The following is a 20,270-nucleotide window of genomic DNA, read 5'->3' on the forward strand; positions in this document are numbered from 1 at the left end:
CACATGCCGCCCGCGTCCATCGCGGGCCGATCACCGCGGGACCGTCAGCAGGCCATCAATGGCCCATCGACGGTCCCGCTCCTTTTTTGGGCTTCGTAATCCAGACCAGCACCGCAAGCACGATGAACACCACGCACGAAATGCGGAAGAAGTCGTTGGTCGCCATCATGTAGCCCTGCGCCGTCACCACTTGATTGAGCTGGGCAGTCAAGCTCGACCCTGTGACGCCGAGGCCAGTCAGCGCATCGCTGTACGCATTGGTGTTCTGCGAATACACGCTCACCGACTCCGAGAGCACCGCGTGGTGATAAATCGCGGCGTCCTCCCAGAACGTCGTGCTCACCGCCGTGCCGATCGCACCAGAAAGCGTGCGCAGGAAGTTCGAGAGACCCGCGGCGCTCGCGAGGCGCTCGTCGGAGATGCTCGACAGCGTGATTGTCGTCATCGGCACGAAGAAGCACGCCACGCCGATGCCCTGCACCAGGCGCGGCAAGATCACCTTGCTGAACGGCACGTCCAGTGTGAATGTGGAGTTCCACAGCGAGACGAACGCGAACACGATGAACGCGAGGCTCGCCACCATGCGTAGATCGAGCTTGTGCATGTTGCGTCCGATCAGCGGCGAGAGCACGAGCGCGAGCAGTCCCACGGGCGCCGTCGCGAGGCCGGCGATGCCGGCGGTGTAGCCCATCACCGTTTGCAGCCAGAGCGGAAAAATCACCACCGAGCCGAAGAACGCCATGAAGCCGAACGAGATGATCAGCGCGCCGAGTGCAAAGTTGCGGTCGCGAAAAAGCGAGAGATCGACGACCGGCTCCTTCTCCGTGGCTTCCCACGCGAGCATGAACGCCAGCGACACGGCCGCGATGATCGCCAGCGCCACGATGAACTTCGAGTTGAACCAGTCGCGGTCCTTGCCGAGGTCGAGCATCATCTGCAGGCACGACACGCCGATCACGAGCAGCGCGAGGCCCACGGCGTCGATGCGCTGTTTCGTGGTTTTCGTTTCGCGTCCGCGCAACAGCAGGTAGGCACAGATGCCCGAAAAGAGGCCGATCGGCACGTTGATGTAGAAGATCCACGGCCACGTGTAGTTGTCCGTGATCCAGCCGCCCATGACCGGGCCGAAGATGGGCGCGACGATCACCGTCATCGCCCAGAGTCCCAGCGCGAGCCCGCGCTTCTCGGGCGGATAGGAGCGCATGAGGATCGTTTGCGAGAGCGGCACCATCGGGCCGGAGACGAGGCCCTGCACGAGGCGGAAGGCGATCAGCGTCTCGAAATTGGAGGCGAAGCCGCACGCCGCCGAGGCGAACGTGAACAGGATCACCGAGAGCGTGAAGAGCCGCACTTCGCCCACGCGCCGCGCGAGCCAGCCCGTGAGCGGCACGGCGATCGCCGAGGCGACCGAGTACGAGGAGATCACCCACGTGCCTTCGCTATTGGCGACGCCGAGATTGCCGGAAATGGTGGGCACGGCGACGTTGGCGATCGAGGTGTCCAGCACCTCCATGAAGGTGCCGAGGGCGAGGCCCACGGTCAGCAGCGCGAGCGTGCCGCCGGAGAGCGGCGCGGGCTCCGCACTCGCGGGAGCGGGGGACGGCGCGGCGGTGGAAGCGTCCATCTTCAGGATCCTTGCTCAGCTTCGTGACTGAAGTTTCTGGTTCGATTTGTGGTTCGGGGCAGACCGTTGCTGCTGCAACGAGCTGCGTAGCGGTGGCGTTCCGCAATTTCATGTCGAGGCATTGTCTGCCCAGACAGCAATCCATCCGCAATACGGCGCGGCGGAGACAGGGCTTGGGCGGGCGCAAAAGCGCCCCGAACCCGGCCCTCTATGTTTTGTCGCGGTTTTCGCCGGGCTCCCCGAAGGGTCCATCCACGCGGCTTTCCGCGTGGCCGCAGACCATGGTCGTATCGGCGTCGTTGGCGATGAAACGTTGGAGCAGGTTCACAAGCGTCGTTACTTCATCGGCGGAAAAGCCGCGCAGCTGGTCGTTCATCACCGAGGCGATCCGCTCCGGCAATTGCTGCGCCGCGTCGCGCCCGAGCGGCGTGAGCGCCAGTTCGACCACGCGGCGGTCCGCATGGCTGCGCTGGCGCACGAGAAAGCCTTTCTTTTCCAGCCGGTCGAGCATGCGCGTCATCGAGCCGGTGTCGTACGAGAGTACGCGCGACATCTCATTGGGCGTGCGCGCGTGCTCGAACCACAGCAGCAGAATCACGCCGATCTGCGACGACGTCAGCCCGAGCGGCGCGACAGCGCGGTCCATCCGCGCGGCCAGCACGTTGCGGGCCGTCGACAGGAAATAGCCGAGGCTCGGCACGACACCGACCTTGCCTGGCACATACGAGCCCTCGCTCATGGGGAAATCGTTCTCACGCATCTCGAAGACAAGCGAATTCTAGCCGGTTGTATGTCTGCCTGGGCAGGTAGATGGGGGATGCATCGGTCATCGATTCGTCGCTATCGCGGCGTAAAAACAACAGCGCAATTGATGCAGCGCAAAGTATGTTGTTATTTGCTTGCATAGTCAATATTATTACAGGCAAGCACTTAGACTCCCGACTTTCCCTAATTTTCCTGTTGATTGCGCCATGCTGTACCTCAAGAACGCGCTCGGCGGCATCGGCCGCTCGGTCTCCTGCACTGCCCGGCTTGCCTTCGCACAAGCCGGTGGGGCGGCGCGTTGGCGCAAGCTCGCGGTCTACGCGGCGATGTTCGTGCTGCCCGGCGGCTCGATTGCCGTCGTGCTGATGATGTGGGCCGACCGCCGCCGGGCCCAACGGAGCGGGGCGGGCACCGCCGTGACGACGTCTAGCGCGGCCAGCGCCGCCACGCCCGGCGCGTCCGGTCTCGACGTGGTCGCAACGGCGATGAGCGCGGCGGCAGCCAAGGCCGCCTGCACCGGCGTCCAGGCCGCATGCCGCCGGGCCGGCACTGCGCGGCGCGCGCGTACGCGCGCAGGCACGGCCGCGCTTCACGCCGTTCATGCGCTGCGCCGCTGGCGCGGTAACGAAGCGTAATTTGCGGCCGGCGCGCCGTAACACATCCTCACTGATTCCCCGCTTACCCTTGCAGGTTCCGCACCGCGCGCGGCGCGTGCGCTACCATTGCCGCAACCCGCTGGCCTCGCGATCCGTGCCGGACCTCGGCGTACTGCTGCACGCAATGACAATGGCGCGCGACGCCGCGCGTAGGCGCGACGTATGTGCGCCCTGGCCACTCGCGACTTTCACCTACTTCATTCGCCAGCCGCCTCGACAGGAATTCCTTGCATGTCTTGCCGTTTCGTCCATCCCGGCCGCCCCCTTCAAACGCCGAGCCGCCTGCGCGAGGGCGCGCTCGCCGACGATGCCACCGGTGCCGCTCGAGTCGCCCGCACCGCACGCCGCACGCCCAGGCTTGCCCTGCTGGGCGCGGCGGCCGCGCTCGCGTTCCAGTTGAGCGGTTGCGCCGTGGGTCCCGACTATCACAAGCCGGCCGCCGCCGTGCCCGCGTCCTATAAGGAAGCCCCCGAGGGCTGGAAGGTCGCGCAGCCCGCCGATACCGCCGATCGCGGCCCCTGGTGGCTCGTCTACGACGACGCGCAGCTCACCGGGCTGATGGATCAGCTCAACGCCAACAACCAGACCGTCGCCCAATACGCCGCCGCCTACCGTCAGGCGCGCGCGCTGGTGGGCGAGGCGCGCGCCGCGTATTTCCCGGTGGTGAGCGCCTCGTTCTCGGGCTCGCGCTCGCGCACGCCCACGCGCGTCTCGAACACCAACGGCAGCTTCCCGAGCGGCTCGATCACCAACAACGTCAATCTGGGCCTCGACGCCACCTGGGAACCCGACCTCTGGGGCAAGGTGAGCCGCACGGTCAGCGCGCAGGAGGCAGGCCAGCAGGGCGCCGCCGCCGATCTGGCCAACGCGCGGCTCTCGGCGCAGGCCACGCTCGCGCAGACGTACTTCACGCTGCGCTCGCTCGACGCCCAGCAAAAGCTGCTCGACGACACCGTCGTGGCGTACCAGAAGTCGCTGCAGCTCACGCAGAACCAGTACGCCCAAGGCGTGGCGGGTCGCGCCGACGTCATCCAGGCGCAAACGCAGCTCCAGTCGGCGCAGGCCGCCGCCATCGACAATGGCGTGGCGCGCGCGCAGGACGAGCACGCGATCGCCGTGCTGGTCGGCCAGCCGGCTTCGGCGTTTTCGATTCCGCCGTCGCCGCTCACGGCCACGCCGCCCGTCGTGCCGGTCACGATGCCTTCGGCGCTGCTCGAACGGCGCCCCGACATCGCCTCGGCGGAGCGCAAGGCGGCGGCGGCGAACGAGCAGATCGGCGTCGCGATCTCGGCGTTCTTTCCCACGCTCACGCTCTCGGCCAGCGGCGGCTTCGAAAGCTCGGTGCTCTCGCAGCTGCTCTCCATGCCGTCGCGCTTCTGGACGCTCGGGCCGTCGCTTGCGGCCACCGTGTTCGACGCGGGCTTGCGCAGCGCGCAGACCGAAGCGGCGCGCGCGGCCTACGACCAGCAGGTCGCGGTCTACCGGCAGACCGTGCTGGCCGCATTCCAGGACGTCGAGGACAACCTGGCGTCGCAACGCATCCTCGCGCAGGAAATCGTCGTGCAGCAGCAGGCCGTGGAATCGGCCCAGCACGCGCTCTCAATCGTCACGAACGAATACAAGGCGGGGACGACCGATTACCAGAACGTGCTGTCGTCCCAGACCACGGCATTCACGGCGCAGCAGAAGCTCGCGAGCATCGCGGGGCAGCGCATGGTGTCGTCGGTGGGGCTCGTGAAGGCGCTCGGCGGCGGCTGGGACGTCTCGCAGATGGATCGCGAAACGGGCAGCGTGACGGCGCCCGCGCCGGTGGTGGCGTCGGGCGTGCAAGGTTCAGTGTCCTCGACGCGCGGCGCAACGCAAGACGCGGCGGCACAAGGCGCTCGATCGCAGTAAATCGGGCGGCGCGGGGGGCGCCGTGGGCTGCTTCGGGCCGCCTGACGCCGCGCGTGCCCGAGCTTGCGAACCAAGGACTTCAACGCATGAACGTCAGCGCCACGGTCCCAGGCCCCGTGGGCCGTCCCAGCAGGTTCAGCAGCCCCGCCAGATTCTCGCGCTGATCGGGCGTCGCGCTCGCGGTGCCGTTGAACGCCACCGACGTGCGCGAGAACGTGCCATGCCCATCGAGCAGCAACGGTCCCTTTTGCGTGCTCAGATCGAGCGTGGACGACGCCCCCTGCGCCTGGAGCACCGCCTCATACGAGCCCAGCGGCTTTACCAGCGAGACGCGCGAGCTCATGTCGGCGAGCGTGACGGTTAGGCGCCCGAACGCATCGGTGCCGAATACGCGCCAGGGACTCCACGCGAGCCGTACGTTGCCATCGAGATCGAGCGTGTTGAACGGCGCGCCGAGCCCCGCGAGCAACGACGCGGGCACCGCGATCGCACCCGGCGCGACAGTGGCGCCGCGCAGCGTGGCTTCGACGTCGACGGGGTCGGGCATGGCCTCGGTCTGACGCATCTGCATGCGCACGCGGCCCGTGAGGAGCGCCCAGAACGACGTGCGCCATTCGATGCGTCCCGGCAGCAGCGTCGCGCCTTCGACGTCGTGGCCGGCGGCGAGCATGAGCGTGGCCGAGCCGTGCCAGAGCGAGCCTTGCGGATCGACGAGATTGATGTGGCCTTGGGTCGCGCGCGCGAATTGCGGCGTGATCCACGCAGCAGGCAGCCGCACGAGCAGCACCGCGCCCACCGACAACACGGCCACAAATAGCCAGGGCAACGCGGCGCGTGCGCGCCGCATCCAGTAAGACATGCTAAGGATCTCCTGTCGGCTCCGATGCAAAGGCCGCCCGCGTTCAGCGCGCGTTCGCCGGCTGCAGCGACGCGGTCAAATCGACCTGGCCATCGGCCTTGAGCGCCGTGATGTGCGCCTCGACCACCTGCACCTTGTACTGCTTGCGCACGTCGTCGAGCCACGCTGACCACGCCGGAAACGAGGCATTCTTCATCTGCACCTGCGCCGCCGTGCCGATCAGTTGCACCTGCGCGCCCGGCATGCCGTGGTCGGAAAGCGAAGCGGTGAGCGCATCCTTGAGCGCCTGGCCGCCCGGCGCGACACTCGCCGCCGCGCCCGCCAGTGCGCGCGCCTCGTCGGCCTGCGCCGTCATTTGCGCGAGCTGGCGCTGCATCGCGGGCAGGCTCTCGCGCAGACGCGCGCGGCCGTCCGCTGCGGGCTGCCACAGCACCGAATAGCCGATCGCCACGGCCAGCACCGCGCCGCCCCACGTCAGCAGCACTTTTTCGCGCGCCGTGCGCGCTTCCCAGAACTCGCTCCACTGGTCACTCAAAGCCTGGGCCCATGCGCTGGAAGCCGATGTCTTCACGATGCGCTCCTGATCGTCCATTTGCCGCTGCTGCTGTCCTGCGTGCCCGCAAGGCCATTGCGCGCGAGGCGCTGGGTGAGGTCGGCGTCGATATTGACGCCGGGCTTGAAGGTCACGTCGAGGCGCCGGTCGTGATAGTCGAGCGCCGCAATCCCGTTGGCAGGCACGGGTCCGAGCGAGCGCGCGAGGCCGTCGGCGAGCACGAGGAAATCATCGGGCGAGGGCTCGCCCGCGGCCACGCGCAACTGCGAAAGCTGGCGCGACATCTGCCCGGCGGGATCGAGCACGACCGTGGTCTTCGGGAAGGCGTTGAGCAGCAGCTCGGTCATCTGCGTGTTGATGGCGTCGCGCTGGCGCGCGAGCATCAGCCACTGCACGTTCGCGCCGACGATCGCCACCACGAGCGAGGCCGCCACCAGCGCGATCGGCACGCGCAGCCGGCGCAGCGTCGCGCGGTCCAGACGCCACGGCTGCACCGCGAACTCGAACTGGCAAAGGTCGAATTTGCACGCGAGCGCGCGCTTCGCGAGCGTCTCGAAGCCGAGCGGCCGGGCGCCGGGCAGCGTGGCGGCAAGCGCGGCTTTCTCGGCAGCGCTCGCGGGCTCGCCCGGCACGCCGGTCAGCACGTAGCGCGCGACGCTCGCGTCGCCGGCCAGCGCCTCGACCGTTGCGGCGAGACTCGCCGCCGGCACCGCGAAGCCTTCAGCCGTTGGACCGCGCGCAATCGTGAGCTCGAGCAGCGCGCCGGGCGCGGATGCGGCGGTGCTTGCCATCGAGGCGGCAACGTCGGGGAGCAGCGCCGGCGCCGTCGACATGACCGGGCCGAATACGCAGGCCGTTACCGGGACGCTGGCGCTATCGGCTGCTTCCGCGGGCGCGGCGGATTCGGCCGCCTGTGTGTCGGCGGCAGCGGTCCCGGCTTGCGCGGTTTGTGCCGCCCCAGCCCCGCCTTCGCCTTGCACAACGGGCAAGCAGCGCGCCACCGGCACGGCGCGCAGGTTGCGGTGCCCGCTGCCCGTGAAGCCTTCCACGAGAAAACGGAACCACCCGCGGTCGATGGCCGCGACAGTCTGCTTCCCGTCGGGCAGCCGCGCGGGATCGAGCGCGAGATGACAGGTCTGCGGATCCTGGATCAGATGATCCTCGACGACGTTCGGCAGCGCCTGGCGCAGCCGCGGCCCCTTGAGCGGCGGCACCGTGGCAGCCACGATGAGCAGGTCGCGCGCGGCGATCAGCAGCACGGTGGCGGATGCCTTCGGCAGCAGGCCGAGCGCCGCACGGCCCGCGCGCTGCGTCTGGCCCGCCTTGTCGAGCAGCACGAACGGCAGCTCCGGCAATTGCCATTCCTGCGAGTGGACCGCCGGATCGCGCGGCGGCATCAGGACGATCAGCGTGCTCAAACGCACCTCTTTTCGATGTTGGACGGGTACGGTTTCATGGTTCGTCGCGCACGCGCACGATGCGCGTCGTATGGGTGAGCGGATCGCGCCACACGAGCGTGACACGGTCCACGACGGCGCGCTCGTGCTGCACGCGCCCATGCACCAGAAAATAGCTCGTATTGACGTCGCAGAGCGTCGAATCGACGCTCGACTCCGGAGCCCCGGCGCCTTGCAGCGCAAGCTGCACGTCGGCGAGGTTATGGAAAAACACCGTCTGGCGTCGCGCCACGAAGGCCTGCGCACTCGACAGACTCATGCCCGGCACGATCGCCGCAATCACCTCGGCGCTCGCCGTGTTCATGTTCACGGGCGTCGTGGTGGGCAGGATCGTCACGAACGGGCGCAGGCGTGCGACGGCCTCGGCGGTGAAGCCCGGCACGTCGAGCAGCGCATCGACGCTCGTCATCATGAGCGGCGCGACGGCGCTGTTGGTATCGTCGTCGGAAAGGCCCGGGTTGTCGCTGAAGTTCGCACCACCGCCCGCGCCGCCCACGAGCTGCTGCGTGCTCACCGGGCTCGAGGCCGTGCCGGTGCCGGCCGCGGCCGTCGTGCCGGTCTGAAAGCGCGTGATCGAGTGAGCGAGGCCCGAGCGCAGATAGACGGCGGTGTTCTTCGCGAGCTGGCCATCGAGGCCGAGTAGTTGCAACAGACGCGCGAACGCCTGGATCTGCGTGAGATTGAGCTGGAGCGCGCCGGGCGCCGACGCCGACACGAGATTGCGCAGATTGAAGCGCGCCTGGGCGTCTTCGATCGAGCCCGAGAGCCAGGTATCGGCGCCCTGTTGCGCGCGTGTCTCACCGATCTGGCCGAGGAAGTCCGACAGGCGCGTCTTCGCGACCGGCATGCCCCACGCGCCGCCCAGATAAGTGATGCCGGGCGCGGTATCGGCTTCGGAGCGCAGCACGAGGCGCGTCCAGTCAAGCGCGGCGCGCGCGATCCATTGCGCCTGCGCGAGCAACCGCTGATTCTCGATGCGGCGCACCTGAACCTGCTGGCGCCACAGCATGCCCGAGACGAGGATCGCGGCAAGCGCGGCCACCAGCAGCGCGCTGATGATCGCCGCGCCGCGCTGCGGACGGCGGCGCGCGGCATCGCAAACGGCCGGGCGGCGCGAAGAGTGGGAACAGGGAGGCTGGCGCACGCTCATTCCCCCACGAGAAAGACGCGCGTGACCGGCCGCGCGAGCGAGTGGGCCGCGACGCTCACCTCGAGTCCCGTCACCGCGCGCGGCACGGGCGCGTTGCCGAGTTGCGGGACCTTCACGTTGTTCAGGCCCGCCGCGATCTGCCGGCGCACCTCGTCCATGTTCGAGGTCCAGCCCTCGTTCGGCACGTAAAGCCGCGCGTCGATCGCGCCCACGCCCTGCATCATCGGCAAGGCGCTCCAGGTGCCGCTCTCGCCGCCACGCAGCGCGCGCCGCAGCTCCCCGAGGTTGGCGAGCGGCGGCGAGGCGTAGCGCACGACCACGCCGTTGCTCACGCGGTAGCGCACCACCTGGAGGCGCGGCGGCGCGCCGGGCGGCACGGCGAACGCGCGCACGATCTGCAATGCGCCGCCGTCGACGGAGACCGCGGGCGCGCCCGCTTCATCGTCGCTCACGGCCAGGCGCGCGTCGATGCGCATCTGGTCGAACATCTGCGCGAACACGCGCTCCTCGGCCATCGAGTGCGTGACGACGTCGCGGCCGCGCACGATCTCATCGAGGCCGCGCCACGACAGGATCGCGACCACGGCGAGAATCGCAATCGCGACGAGCAGCTCGATCAGCGTGAAGCCGGCGGCGCGGCGCGTGCGCGACGCGCCCTGCACGGCGTTCCGCCCGCGCCGCCACGCCGGCGGAACGCGCGGGAGACGATTTCGGCTCATCGAAGGATCACAGTGACCGGTTCGTCTCATTGCCGAGCACCGTGACGAGTTGCGCGAGATTGCCGATGCGGCCCGGCATCGACACCGACACCTCCACGCGGCGGAAGACGGGATTGGGCGTGGCCGTGACGTGCTGCGTGCAGATGAGCTGCAGATTGCCCTGCGAGCAGTCGAAGCTTTGCTCGCCGAGCTCGGGCCACGCATGCGCGAGACGCAGCTGCGCGAGCGCGTTGTCGGCGCTCCAGCCCGCGAGCAGGCGCTCGTGCAGCTCGGCTTCGCTTGCCGCGAGACTGCCCACGGCGCGCAAAGAAGCCGCAAGCGCGATCGCGACGATTGCGAGCGCAACCAGTACCTCGATCATCGTGAAGCCGCGCATCGCGGCGCGCCGCGGCAACGGCCGGCGCGCACGGAGAAGCGCAGGGGAGCGGGCGGCACGACGCGAGGCGACGCGCATCTCAGCGGACCTCATACCGGCCCGTGCCGGTACCGATGATCGTGGCGCGGCCCGCCGCCGAGAAAAGCGTGATCTCGACCGGCTGCTCGACGGCCTCGGTGCCGAACACGAGACGATTCGCATGAAGGTCGTCGTCGCCGCCGGGGTAGGTGATCGACACGCCCGTCACGCCGCCTTCCCACTTGCGCGGGCCGAGCAGGTCGTCGCGTAGCGGGCGCCAGCCGTCCTCGGTATGAACGTCGAAGCGAAAGCCGCCTTCGATCGGCTGCCACGCGATGGCGCGCGCGCGCACCTGTGCCTCATCGCCAGCCGATTCGAACAGCAGCGCGAGACGCTGCGCCTCCTCGTTCAGATCGGTGCGCGGATTGCGCGTCAGCGAGAGCGAGGCGAGCGACACCAGCAGCCCCGCTATCATTAGGACAACCAGCATTTCCAGCAGCGTGAAGCCCGCCGAACGCACGCGCGCCGCTTGCGGGGTACGCATCGGCATGCGGTCGCGACGGCGGAGGGGGCGGGCGTGCATGGGGCTGAGGAACGCGAAGCTGGAGGCGATGGACGGGAAACGAAACGCGGACGGCTCTATCGGATTCGAACGGATTGATGCGGATTCAGGCAGATTCACGCGGATTCAGGTCCGGACTCAAGCGCACGAACAACCGCGCAGCGGGCCGCCGTTTCACGCGGCGGCCGGCCTCGCCCGGTCCGGTTCGCTATTGCCAGGAGCCGACGTCGGAATCGTTGCCTTCGCCGCCGGGCTTGCCGTCGGCGCCATAGCTGAAGACGTCGATTTCTCCATGCACGCCGGGATTCAGATACTGATACGGATTGCCCCACGGGTCATTGGGCAGGCGCTCCAGATAGCCGCCGTCCTTCCAGTTGTTCGGGATGGGGTCGGTGGTGGGCTTTTGCACGAGTGCCTGCAGGCCCTGGTCCTGGGTCGGATAGCGGCCATTGTCGAGCCGGTAGAGCTTCATCGCCTGCATGATCGTGCCGATGTCCTGGCGCGCGGCAACGCGGCGCGCTTCATCGGGACGGCTCATGATCTTCGGCACGATGAGCGCCGCGAGAATGCCGAGGATCGCGATCACGACCATGATTTCGATCAGCGTGAAACCGCGCTGGCGACGTGCGCGCAGACGCTCGATTTCGGTACGGCTGCGCTGCGCCCGACTGTTGGCCCATATGGACATGAGTTCTTTCCCTCCTGGCGGATAATCGTTGCGGCGCACGGTGCGCGCCCTGTTTCGTTGCGTGCGCGAAACAGCGTTCGCGCGCGTGACGGGTCATTGTAATGTCACACGATGACGTCATTGAGACCCGTTCGTGCAGCCCTCGCGTACGCCATCAAAAGGTCCACAATACTCCGTACAATGGAGCGCATGAACCCACTGCAAATCCGCCTTCTGTCACTCGCCGCGTTCGCGGCGTTCTGCGCCACGGCTGCGTGGTGGACGCTCGAAATCGCCGCTTCGCGCGCCGCTCCCGTGCAGGCCGCCGCCGCCCAGGCGAGCGTCTCGGTCGCCGAGGCCGGCACGCTGTTCGGCGGCAAGCTCGAGCACAACGTCGCGCAGGACATCCACCTGTTCGGCATCCTCGCGCTCCAGCAGGGCGCGGCGGCCATCGTGAGCATCGGCGGCGAGCCGGCCAGAGCCATCTCGCTCGGCGGCCCCATCGGCCAGGACGCGACGCTCGCCGAAGTGCGCGCCCGCTCGATCGTCATCGACCGCCACGGCGTGCATTCGGAAATCTTCCTGCCGGCCAACGCCGCCGGCCCCACCATCTACGTGCGCTGATCGGCGCCACGCGGCCACGCTTGCACAAACGCGCGCGCGACTGACTGCTGCGCTTGCTGTACCACTCATTGCACGAGATTGTTCAGCTCGATAATCGGCATCATCACCGCGAGCACGATCACGAGCACCACACCACCCATCGCCAGAATCAAAAGCGGCTCTAGCAGGCTCGTGAGAAACATCGTGCGCCGCTCGAGCTCGCGCGCCTCGCCTTCGGCGGCGCGGTCGAGCATGGTGGTCACGTCGCCGGTCGCCTCGCCCGAGCGGATCAAATGCACCAGCACGGGCGGAAACGTCTTCGTATTGCCCAGCGCGCGCGAGAGCGACGTGCCTTCGCGCACGCGCACGATGGCGTCGTCCACGTTCATGCGCATCGCGCGGTTCGAGAGCGTCTCGCCCGCCGCCTGCAGCGCGCGCAGGATCGGCACGCCCGCCGCGCTCAGAATGCCGAGCGTGCTCGCGAAGCGCACGGTGTTGTAGCCGCGCACGAGCTTGCCCGCGAGCGGCGCCGTGAGGAGCCACCGGTCGAACACGAGCCGCGGTCCTGGCCGACGCAAGGTCGCGCGCACGATCCACGCGACGATGGCCACCACGATCAGCACGGCCCACCACCATTGCCGCACGAAGCCCGAGAGCGCCATCATCATGATGGTCAGAAACGGCAACTGTTGCTTCGTACTCGCAAATACGTTCACGACCTGCGGCACCACATAGCTCAGCAAGAACGTGACGATGCCGAACGCGATGATCGTGACGATCGTCGGGTAGGTGAAGGCCAGCACGATCTTCTGCTTGAGCGCGTTGCGCTGCTCGATGTAGTCGGCGAGGCGCGAAAGCACGATGCCGAGCTTGCCCGTATGCTCGCCCGCCGCGACGAGCGCGCGGTAGATATCGGGGAAGTCGCGCGGATGCTGCGCGAGCGCGTTGGCGAGCGAATGGCCGCCCAGCACCTCTGCGCGGATCGCGGCCATCAGCTCGCGGATGTAGTCGCGCTCGGCCTGCTCGGTGAGCACCGCGAGCGCTTCGCCAAGCGGCAGCCCCGCGACCAGCAGGCTCGCGAGCTGGCGCGTGAGAATCGCCTGCTCGCGCTGCGAAAGGCGCCGCCCGAGCGCGAGGCGCTGCTGCCGCGCGCCGCGCGTGCGGCTCGCCGCCGGCTCGACCACGAGCGGCGTGAGACCCTGGCCGCGTAGCTGCGCACGCGCGCCGCGCGCGCTGTCCGCGTCGAGCACGCCTTTTTGCGCCTTGCCCGCGGCGTCGATCGCTTCGAAACGGAATGCCGGCATGATCCTCTTCGCCTCCCTATCTGGCTCCGTTCGGCCGCTTTACACGCCGCCCGTCACGCGCAGCACTTCCTCGAGCGAGGTCGTGCCCGCGTCGAGCCAGCGCTCGCCGTCGTCGCGCAGCGTGCGCATGCCCTGCGCCCGTCCTGCGGCGAAAATCTCGGCGTCGGCGGCATTGCGGTGAATGAGGTTGCGAATCGGCTCGTCGATGGTGAGCAGTTCGTACACGCCGCGCCGCCCCGAATAGCCCGAATGCCCGCAGCGCTCGCAGCCGACCGGATGCCAGCGCGTGCGGCCGTCGTCCTCCACGCGCGCTTCCTTGCAGTGCGGGCACAACTGCCGCACGAGACGCTGCGCGAGCACGCCGAGCAGCGACGATGCGAGCAGATACGGCTCCACGCCCATGTCGGTCAGACGCGTGACCGCCGAAGCGGCGTCGTTGGTATGGAGCGTCGCGAGCACGAGGTGGCCCGTGAGCGAGGCCTGCACGGCGATCTGCGCGGTTTCGAGGTCGCGGATTTCGCCGATCATGATGATGTCCGGGTCCTGGCGCAGGATCGAGCGCAGCGCGCGCGCGAACGTCATGCCGATGCGCTCGTTCACCTGGGTCTGGCCGATGCCCGCGAGGTCGTACTCGATCGGGTCCTCGACGGTCATGATGTTGGTCGTGGTGGTCTCGAGCCGCGACATCGACGCATAGAGCGTGGTGGTCTTGCCCGAGCCGGTCGGCCCCGTCACGAGCACGATGCCGTGCGGCTTGGCGATCAGCTGATCGAACTGCTTGAGCGTGTCGGCGGCCATGCCGAGCGCTTCGAGGTTCAGGCGCTGCGCGTCCTTTTCCAGCAAACGCAGCACCGCGCGCTCGCCGTGGCCCGTGGGCAGCGTGGAAACGCGCACGTCCACGGGCCGGCCACCCACGCGCAGCGTGATGCGGCCGTCCTGCGGCAGCCGTTTTTCGGCAATGTCGAGCTGCGCCATGATCTTGATGCGCGAGATCAGCGCGCCGTGCAGCGCTTTTTTCGGGCGCACCACGTCGCGCAGCGTGCCGTCGACGCGAAAGCGCACCACCGAGGCATTCTCGAACGGCTCGATGTGGATGTCCGAGGCCTGCTCGCGCGCGGCCTGCGTGAGCAGCGCGTTGATCATGCGGATGATGGGCGCGTCGTCTTCGGATTCGAGCAGGTCTTCCACCTCGGGAATGTCCTGCATCAGGCGCGAAAGATCGACTTCGCCTTCCACCTCGCCCACCACCTGCGCCGCGCTGCCGTCCTGGCGCGCGTACGCCTGGTTGATCGCCTGCGCGAGCTCGTCGGCGGGAATGCGCACGAGCGTGAACGCCCCGAAATTGCGCGCGACTTCGGCGATCGCCGCGCCCGTCGTGCGCTCGCTGATCCACACCTCGAGCCCGTCGGCGTGCTGCTGCGCGACGAGGATCTGGCCGCTCCTCGCGAAGCCGTACGGCACGAGCCGCGCGGCGACGGGCGAGGGCGCCTCGCGCGGCACCGCACTGTCGTGCGCGGCCGCGGAGGACGGGCGGGGCGTGTCGGCCATGCTCAAGGCTGCACCCTCGGCTGGGTGAGCGGCTGTTGCGTGGGCGCCATCTGCGCGGGTGGATATTGCGCGGGCGCGGTCCCGGGATAGGCGGATTGCATCTGCGTGGCGTTGGCGGGCGCCGCGCCATTCGGCACGGGATAACTATTCACGCCGGGCGTCGTGGCATCCGCGCCATTTGCGGGAGCGGTTGCCGGGGCCGCAGGCAGTGTCCGCACCGCCTGCTCGCGACGCATCTTGTCGAGATCGAACAGGTTCAGCGCCGATCCACCTTCGGCCGGACCGAGCGGCATCGGCGGCACCACCGGATCGTCCTTGTCCTTGATCAGGTTGTTATCGGACCGGTAAGCGCCCGTCACGCCCTGGATATAGTCGTAGCGGTTCGACGTCACCGCTTGCGCCGTGTTGCGGTCGTTGATGATCACGGGGCGCAGGAACACCATCAGATTGGTCTTCTGGCGCGTCTTGTTTTCCGAGCGGAACAACTGGCCGATCCACGGAATGTCGCCGAGCAGCGGCACCTTGCTGTTGCTGACCTGGTAGTTGTCCTGCATGAGGCCGCCGAGCACGATGATCTCGCCGTTGTCGGCCAGCACGGTGGACTGGATCGAACGCTTGGTGAACTCGGGGCCGGCCGGGTTCGTCGACACGTTGGTCGTGCCGGTGACGATCGCCGAATCTTCCGTGTAGAGCTGGAGCTTCAGGATGCCGCCTTCGGTGATCTGCGGCTTGATGTGCAGCGTGAGGCCGACGTCGACGCGATCGTAGGTGTTGAACGCCGAGCTCGTCGAGCCGCTCGTGAGATTCGAATACGAGCCCGTCTGGATCGGCACGTTCGTCCCGACGACGATCTTCGCTTCCTGGTTGTCGAGCGTGATGAGGTTAGGCGTGGACAGCACGTTGGCGTCGTTGGTCTGCGAGAGCGCCTGCAGCAACGCGCCGAGCCCCTGCACACCGAACAGATTGTGGATCCAGCCCACGTTCAGGCCTTGCTGGAGGCCGCCGAGCGAGTTGACGAGGCCGCCGGTGGCGACGTTGGCCACCGCGTTCGCGGTCAGGTCGATGATGCTGTTGCCATTGCCCGTGGCGAGATTGGTCCCGGCCAGCACGTTGCCGTTCGCGATCTGCCACTGGATGCCGAGATTGGCGTTCGTGTTCGAGTTCAGCTCGACGATCAACGCTTCGATGTAGACCTGGGCGCGCCGCGCATCGAGCTGATCGATCACGGAGCGCAGGTTGCGGTAGACCGGGTCCGGCGCCGTGATGATCAGCGAGTTGGTTGCCGCGTCGGCCTGGATCATGCCGCCGGGCTGGTTGTCGTCGCCCTTGTCCTTGTCGGCGCCGAGGAACGGCGCATCGTTGCTGCCGCCGGAGCCGGAGCCGCCGCCCGTCAACGAATTGCCCGAGGACATGCCGCCGCCGAGCGAGCTGGGCAGCGGCGGCGTGCCCGAAAGACCGGTCGAGTTATTGCCGCTGCCACCACCACCGCCGCCACCCGAATTCTGGTTGAACGAGTTCGCACTGTTGCCCGACGACGAGTCGTTCCCGCCCTTGCCCAGCATCCCGCGCAGCGTTTTGGCGAGCTGCACCGCATCGGCGTTGCGCAGCGTGACGACGTGCATGTTGCCCGGCATGCTCGTGGGCGCGTCGAGCTGCTTCGCGAGCTGGATCGCGGCGGCGAGGCGCTGCGCATTCGATGCGCGCAGCATCAGCGAGTTGGTGCGCGGGTCGGCGACGACCGACACCTTGAGCGACGGGTCCGAGGCGCCGATCGCGCCCGGATCGAGCATCTTCGCAATCTGCGGCGCGATGTCGAGCGCATTGGCGTTCTTGAGCGGCACCACCTGGACCTGCTGGCCCGCGGCCGTATCCACGCCGGCGATGATCGCGGCGATGCGGCGCACGTTGTCCGCATAGTCGGTCACGACGAGCGTGTTGTTGGCCGGATAGGCCGCGATGGTGTTGTTCGGCGAAATGAGCGGCCGCAGCACGGGCAGCAGGTTGTTCGCCGATTCGTTCCTGAGCGTGAACACCTGCGTGACCACCTGGTCGCCGCGCGCCGAGGGCGCATTGCCCACGTAGGTCGGCACGCCCTGGAGCTTGGCATCGGCCTCGGGCACGACCTTGAGCACGCCATGATCCTGCACGAGCGCGAAGCCCTGCATGCGCAGCGCCGATTGCAGCGTCTTGAGCGCCTGGTCCTCGGGCACGGGGTTCTCGGAGACGAGATTGAGCTGCCCCTTCACGCGCGGATCGACAATGATCGTTTTGCCGGTGGCCGCGCCGATTGCCTTCGCCACCTGATCGATGTCGGCGTTGACGAAGTTGAGCGTGACCTGGGCATGCGCGAACTGCGCCGCCATCAGTCCGCTCACGAGCAGCGCCGTGGCGACGCGACGCAAAGCCATACGATTTATTCTCATGGATGTCATATCGAAGCCGGGGACGGACGCCACCGGCCAGTCGTACTTATCGTGCTCAACGTGCTTGATATGGTCGTCGCGCCTCGCGAGGCCAGGCAGCCTGCGGGACCTGCCCGCACAGACCGTCGACTCAACGGCCCATTGGCTGCGGCCCGCCGGCGCCGCTCCTCCCGGCTGACCGACCAGCAAAAAGTGCAACAGTAGCAGCTTTTCGTGTCGAATTTGTCACAAAGAAATCACGTCTGGGGATTTCCTCTAACTTGCGGCAAGACCCAGAAGCCTTCTGTAAGGGTTGGAAACAGTATCGACCTTCAAGTCACGCCGCTTATATCCAACAATTCCCCCGCAACTAGCGGCAATTCCGCGAGATTCCCGGCGATTCGCACTGCCCGCATGCGAGGCGGCTCGCATGCCGTTTGGCCGGCTTGACGCGACTTCGTCTGCCGGTATGATACGGGCGGTCCATTGCGCAGAATGCCCGGATCCGCCAGGCAGGCGCGGTTTTCCCCCTTGCGGGAAGAACGAGCCGCCGTCCCGGCGCATCGCGACTTCCCTCGACGTTCCCATGAAAAAGGTTGCATCCGCCACGATCACCGCTGTCCTCACGCTCGCCGCCGTCTGCGCGAGCGCGCCGGCGCGCGCCGATTGCTTCGACGAGGCGGCCCGCTACCAGAAGGTCAATCCGCTCATTCTGCGCGCCATCGCCTGGCAGGAATCGCACAACACGCCCGACGCAACGCACAGGAATGCGAATGGTTCGGTCGACTACGGGGTGATGCAAATCAACTCGGTTCATCTTCCCACGCTTGCGCAATACGGCATTTCGTCGAGCACGCTGATGGAGCCGTGCAAGAACGTCTACATCGCCGCCTGGCATTTGCGCCAGAAGATGAACAAATACGGCAATACCTGGGCGGCCGTGGGCGCGTACCACTCCGAAACGCCCGCATTGCGCGATCAATATGCGCAGCAGATCGCCGCGATCCTGCGCAAATGGAAGCTGATGCCCTGAGGTCGATGCGCTGAAACGCGCTGGGCGGCGCGGCACCGCGCCGCCATTGCGGGGCAGGGTAAGCGCGGCGAGGCCGCGTCGCCGGGCATGGATCTGAGGCGTCGCCTGAGGCTTGGGTCAGGCTCGTCCGTCAGCGCGCCGCGCGCGCATGGTGCAAAATGCAGGCTTGCGCCGCTCTGGCCGCGTCCGGCATCCGCCTCACGCCCGCCGGCCCGCGCGGCCCGACTCCCCGCCTTTCTTTATCGCACATTGCAATGAATCAGCCGCCACTGCCCGTCACGGTGCTCTCCGGGTTTCTGGGCGCGGGCAAGACCACGTTGCTCAACCACGTCCTCGCGAACCGCGCCGGCCTGCGCGTGGCCGTGATTGTCAACGACCTGGCCGCCGTCAATATCGACGCCGCGCTCGTGCGCGACGCCGCCACGCTCTCGCATGTCGAGGAAAAGCTCGTCGAGCTGTCCAACGGCTGCATCTGCTGCACGCTGCGCGACGACCTGCTCGCCGAGATCCGGCGCCTCGCCGATCCCGCTCAGGCCGGCCAGCGCTTCGACGCCATCCTGATCGAGTCGACCGGCATCGCCGAGCCCATGCCCATCGCCGAAACCTTCACCTTCACCGATGACGACGGCGTCACGCTCTCCGACGTCGCGCGCCTCGACACGATGGTGACCGTCGTGGACGCGTTCAACTTCCTGCGCGACTACGCGAGCGCCGACCCGCTCGCCGAGCACGGCGTGGCGGCCAGCGACACCGACGACCGCACGATCGTCGAATTGCTGATCGAACAGGTGGAATTCTGCGACGTGCTCGTGATCAACAAGGCCGATCTCGTGAGCGCCGACGAACTCGCGCGCCTGCAGCGCATTCTCGCGCGCATCAATCCGCGCGCGGTGCAGGTGGTGAGCCGCCATGGCCAGGTGCCGCTTGCCGAGGTGCTCAACACGGGCCGCTTCGACTTCGACGCCGCCGCGAGCGCGCCGGGCTGGCTCTCGTCGCTGCACGAGCACGACCATGACCACGAAGGCGGCGACGCGCCGCACGCGCATCACAGCGAGGCCGACGAGTACGGCATCGGCAATTTCATCTATCGCGCGCGCAAGCCGTTCCATCCCGAGCGTCTATGGGCGCTGCTCCACGAGGAGTGGAAGGGCGTGCTGCGCTCGAAGGGCTTCTTCTGGCTCGCCACGCGCAACGACGTGGCTGGCTCGCTCTCGCAGGCGGGCGGCGTGTGCCGCCACGGCCCGGCGGGCACCTGGTGGGCCGCGCAGCCGCGCGAGGACTGGCCGCAGGATGCCGAGCTGGAACAGGAGATCGCGGCCGACTGGTTCGGCGACGCGAACGATACGCGCATCGGCGACCGGCGCCAGGAACTGGTGATGATCGGCGTCGATATCGATCCCGACGCGTGGCAGGCCAGGCTCGATGCGTGTCTCGTGAGCGACGCCGAATTTACCGCGGGCCCCGACGCCTGGCAGGCTTATGCCGATCCGTTCCCGTCCTGGGATTTCGACGACGACGATCATGATCATGACCATGATCACGACGGCGACCACGACCACGGCGGCGAAATCGTCCACCGTCACGACTGAGCGCGCCATGCGCGAAGCGACGCCCGCCGGCTGTCAGACATTGTCTGTCAGAAACCGGCGGGCGAAAAAAAACCCGCCAGGGGCGGGTGTCAACTTAAAGCGGCAATGCTTTAGCGCTTGTTGACGGCGTCCTTGAACGCCTTGCCAGCCGTGAACTTGACGGTCTTGGCTGCGGGAATCTTGATGGTTTCGCCCGTCTTCGGGTTGCGGCCCGTACGCGCTGCGCGCTTGCCCGAGCCGAAGCTGCCGAAGCCGATCAGCTGGACCGCGTCGCCCTTCGACACAGCCTTCTTGACCACTTCGAGGAGCGTGTCCAGCGTTTCGCCGGTTTGTGCCTTGCTAGCGCCCGTCTGTGCTGCGACGGCGTCGATCAGTTCCTGTTTATTCATTGAGAAGTTCCTTTCTGTGTTTAGGTTGACACGAACAGCGCGAACGCGCCGATTATACGGTCGCGTGCCGCGCCGTCGAGCAGCATCGGATCCGGAGCAC

At 67.6% G+C, this 20,270-nt stretch carries 19 protein-coding genes; 5 read left to right on the forward strand and 14 right to left on the reverse strand.

Translation table 11 applies throughout. From position 1 onward, the window contains the following. Positions 1-55: 55 nt before the first annotated feature. Complete coding sequence (locus U5775_RS14290) at positions 56-1,624, reverse strand: DHA2 family efflux MFS transporter permease subunit (RefSeq protein WP_322058779.1); 1,569 nt, start codon at positions 1,622-1,624, stop codon at positions 56-58. Between the two features lie 208 nt (positions 1,625-1,832). Then, on the reverse strand, positions 1,833-2,363 hold the full coding sequence (locus tag U5775_RS14295; RefSeq protein WP_322058780.1) for a MarR family transcriptional regulator: 531 nt from the start codon (positions 2,361-2,363) through the stop codon (positions 1,833-1,835). Between the two features lie 232 nt (positions 2,364-2,595). Here U5775_RS14295 and U5775_RS14300 point away from each other — a divergent pair, with 232 nt between their 5' ends. Continuing rightward, positions 2,596-3,024 carry a hypothetical protein gene (locus tag U5775_RS14300; RefSeq protein ID WP_322058781.1) on the forward strand — a complete coding sequence of 143 codons (429 nt, stop codon included), beginning with the start codon at positions 2,596-2,598 and terminating at the stop codon, positions 3,022-3,024. A 252-nt stretch (positions 3,025-3,276) separates the two neighbouring features. Then, positions 3,277-4,941, forward strand: a complete 1,665-nt coding sequence (locus U5775_RS14305; RefSeq protein ID WP_322058782.1) for an efflux transporter outer membrane subunit — start codon at positions 3,277-3,279, stop codon at positions 4,939-4,941. A 79-nt stretch (positions 4,942-5,020) separates the two neighbouring features. Here U5775_RS14305 and U5775_RS14310 read toward each other — a convergent pair whose 3' ends face one another. The 8 genes from U5775_RS14310 to gspG all read right to left on the reverse strand — a co-directional run bounded on the left by U5775_RS14310 (position 5,021) and on the right by gspG (position 11,323). Then, positions 5,021-5,800 (reverse strand): type II secretion system protein N, encoded by a 780-nt coding sequence (locus U5775_RS14310; protein ID WP_322058783.1) that lies wholly within the window; start codon positions 5,798-5,800, stop codon positions 5,021-5,023. A 43-nt stretch (positions 5,801-5,843) separates the two neighbouring features. After that, complete coding sequence (locus U5775_RS14315) at positions 5,844-6,392, reverse strand: type II secretion system protein M (RefSeq protein ID WP_322058784.1); 549 nt, start codon at positions 6,390-6,392, stop codon at positions 5,844-5,846. Next, positions 6,368-7,771, reverse strand: a complete 1,404-nt coding sequence (gspL, locus tag U5775_RS14320; protein ID WP_322058785.1) for a type II secretion system protein GspL — start codon at positions 7,769-7,771, stop codon at positions 6,368-6,370. The genes U5775_RS14315 and gspL overlap by 25 nt, the downstream gene beginning before the upstream one ends. Before the next feature lie 34 nt (positions 7,772-7,805). Beyond that, entirely contained in the window at positions 7,806-8,960 is a 1,155-nt protein-coding gene (gspK, locus tag U5775_RS14325; RefSeq protein WP_415913571.1) for a type II secretion system minor pseudopilin GspK, read from the reverse strand. Next, positions 8,957-9,679 (reverse strand): type II secretion system protein J, encoded by a 723-nt coding sequence (locus tag U5775_RS14330; RefSeq protein WP_415913572.1) that lies wholly within the window; start codon positions 9,677-9,679, stop codon positions 8,957-8,959. Before U5775_RS14330 ends, gspK begins: the two co-directional genes overlap by 4 nt. Before the next feature lie 7 nt (positions 9,680-9,686). Continuing rightward, positions 9,687-10,133, reverse strand: a complete 447-nt coding sequence (gspI, locus tag U5775_RS14335; RefSeq protein ID WP_415913573.1) for a type II secretion system minor pseudopilin GspI — start codon at positions 10,131-10,133, stop codon at positions 9,687-9,689. 1 nt (position 10,134) lies between these two features. Next, complete coding sequence (locus tag U5775_RS14340; protein WP_322058789.1) at positions 10,135-10,623, reverse strand: GspH/FimT family pseudopilin; 489 nt, start codon at positions 10,621-10,623, stop codon at positions 10,135-10,137. Between the two features lie 220 nt (positions 10,624-10,843). Beyond that, entirely contained in the window at positions 10,844-11,323 is a 480-nt protein-coding gene (gspG, locus tag U5775_RS14345; RefSeq protein ID WP_322058790.1) for a type II secretion system major pseudopilin GspG, read from the reverse strand. Positions 11,324-11,512: 189 nt separating this feature from the next. Here gspG and U5775_RS14350 point away from each other — a divergent pair, with 189 nt between their 5' ends. After that, entirely contained in the window at positions 11,513-11,926 is a 414-nt protein-coding gene (locus U5775_RS14350; RefSeq protein ID WP_322058791.1) for a hypothetical protein, read from the forward strand. Between the two features lie 65 nt (positions 11,927-11,991). Here U5775_RS14350 and gspF read toward each other — a convergent pair whose 3' ends face one another. Genes gspF through gspD form a run of 3 tightly spaced genes read right to left on the reverse strand, consistent with a single transcriptional unit; the run spans position 11,992 to position 17,165 of the window. Next, positions 11,992-13,209, reverse strand: coding sequence for a type II secretion system inner membrane protein GspF (gene gspF, locus U5775_RS14355; protein WP_322058792.1), 1,218 nt, complete (start codon positions 13,207-13,209; stop codon positions 11,992-11,994). Between the two features lie 39 nt (positions 13,210-13,248). Continuing rightward, entirely contained in the window at positions 13,249-14,757 is a 1,509-nt protein-coding gene (gene gspE / locus U5775_RS14360) for a type II secretion system ATPase GspE (protein ID WP_322058793.1), read from the reverse strand. Positions 14,758-14,759: 2 nt separating this feature from the next. After that, positions 14,760-17,165 carry a type II secretion system secretin GspD gene (gene gspD / locus U5775_RS14365; RefSeq protein WP_322058794.1) on the reverse strand — a complete coding sequence of 802 codons (2,406 nt, stop codon included), beginning with the start codon at positions 17,163-17,165 and terminating at the stop codon, positions 14,760-14,762. 580 nt (positions 17,166-17,745) lie between these two features. Here gspD and U5775_RS14370 point away from each other — a divergent pair. Both U5775_RS14370 and U5775_RS14375 read left to right on the forward strand, forming a co-directional pair. After that, positions 17,746-18,192: a lytic transglycosylase domain-containing protein gene (locus U5775_RS14370; RefSeq protein WP_322058795.1), complete on the forward strand. Its 447-nt coding sequence runs from the start codon at positions 17,746-17,748 to the stop codon at positions 18,190-18,192. Between the two features lie 254 nt (positions 18,193-18,446). Next, positions 18,447-19,781, forward strand: coding sequence for a GTP-binding protein (locus U5775_RS14375; RefSeq protein WP_322058796.1), 1,335 nt, complete (start codon positions 18,447-18,449; stop codon positions 19,779-19,781). A gap of 110 nt (positions 19,782-19,891) precedes the next feature. On the opposite strand, the gene U5775_RS14380 is transcribed toward U5775_RS14375, so the two are convergent. Then, positions 19,892-20,170 (reverse strand): HU family DNA-binding protein, encoded by a 279-nt coding sequence (locus U5775_RS14380; protein ID WP_027815965.1) that lies wholly within the window; start codon positions 20,168-20,170, stop codon positions 19,892-19,894. Positions 20,171-20,270 lie beyond the last annotated feature (100 nt).

The sequence above is a fragment of the Paraburkholderia sp. J63 genome, from assembly GCF_905220245.1.
GTDB lineage: Bacteria > Pseudomonadota > Gammaproteobacteria > Burkholderiales > Burkholderiaceae > Paraburkholderia.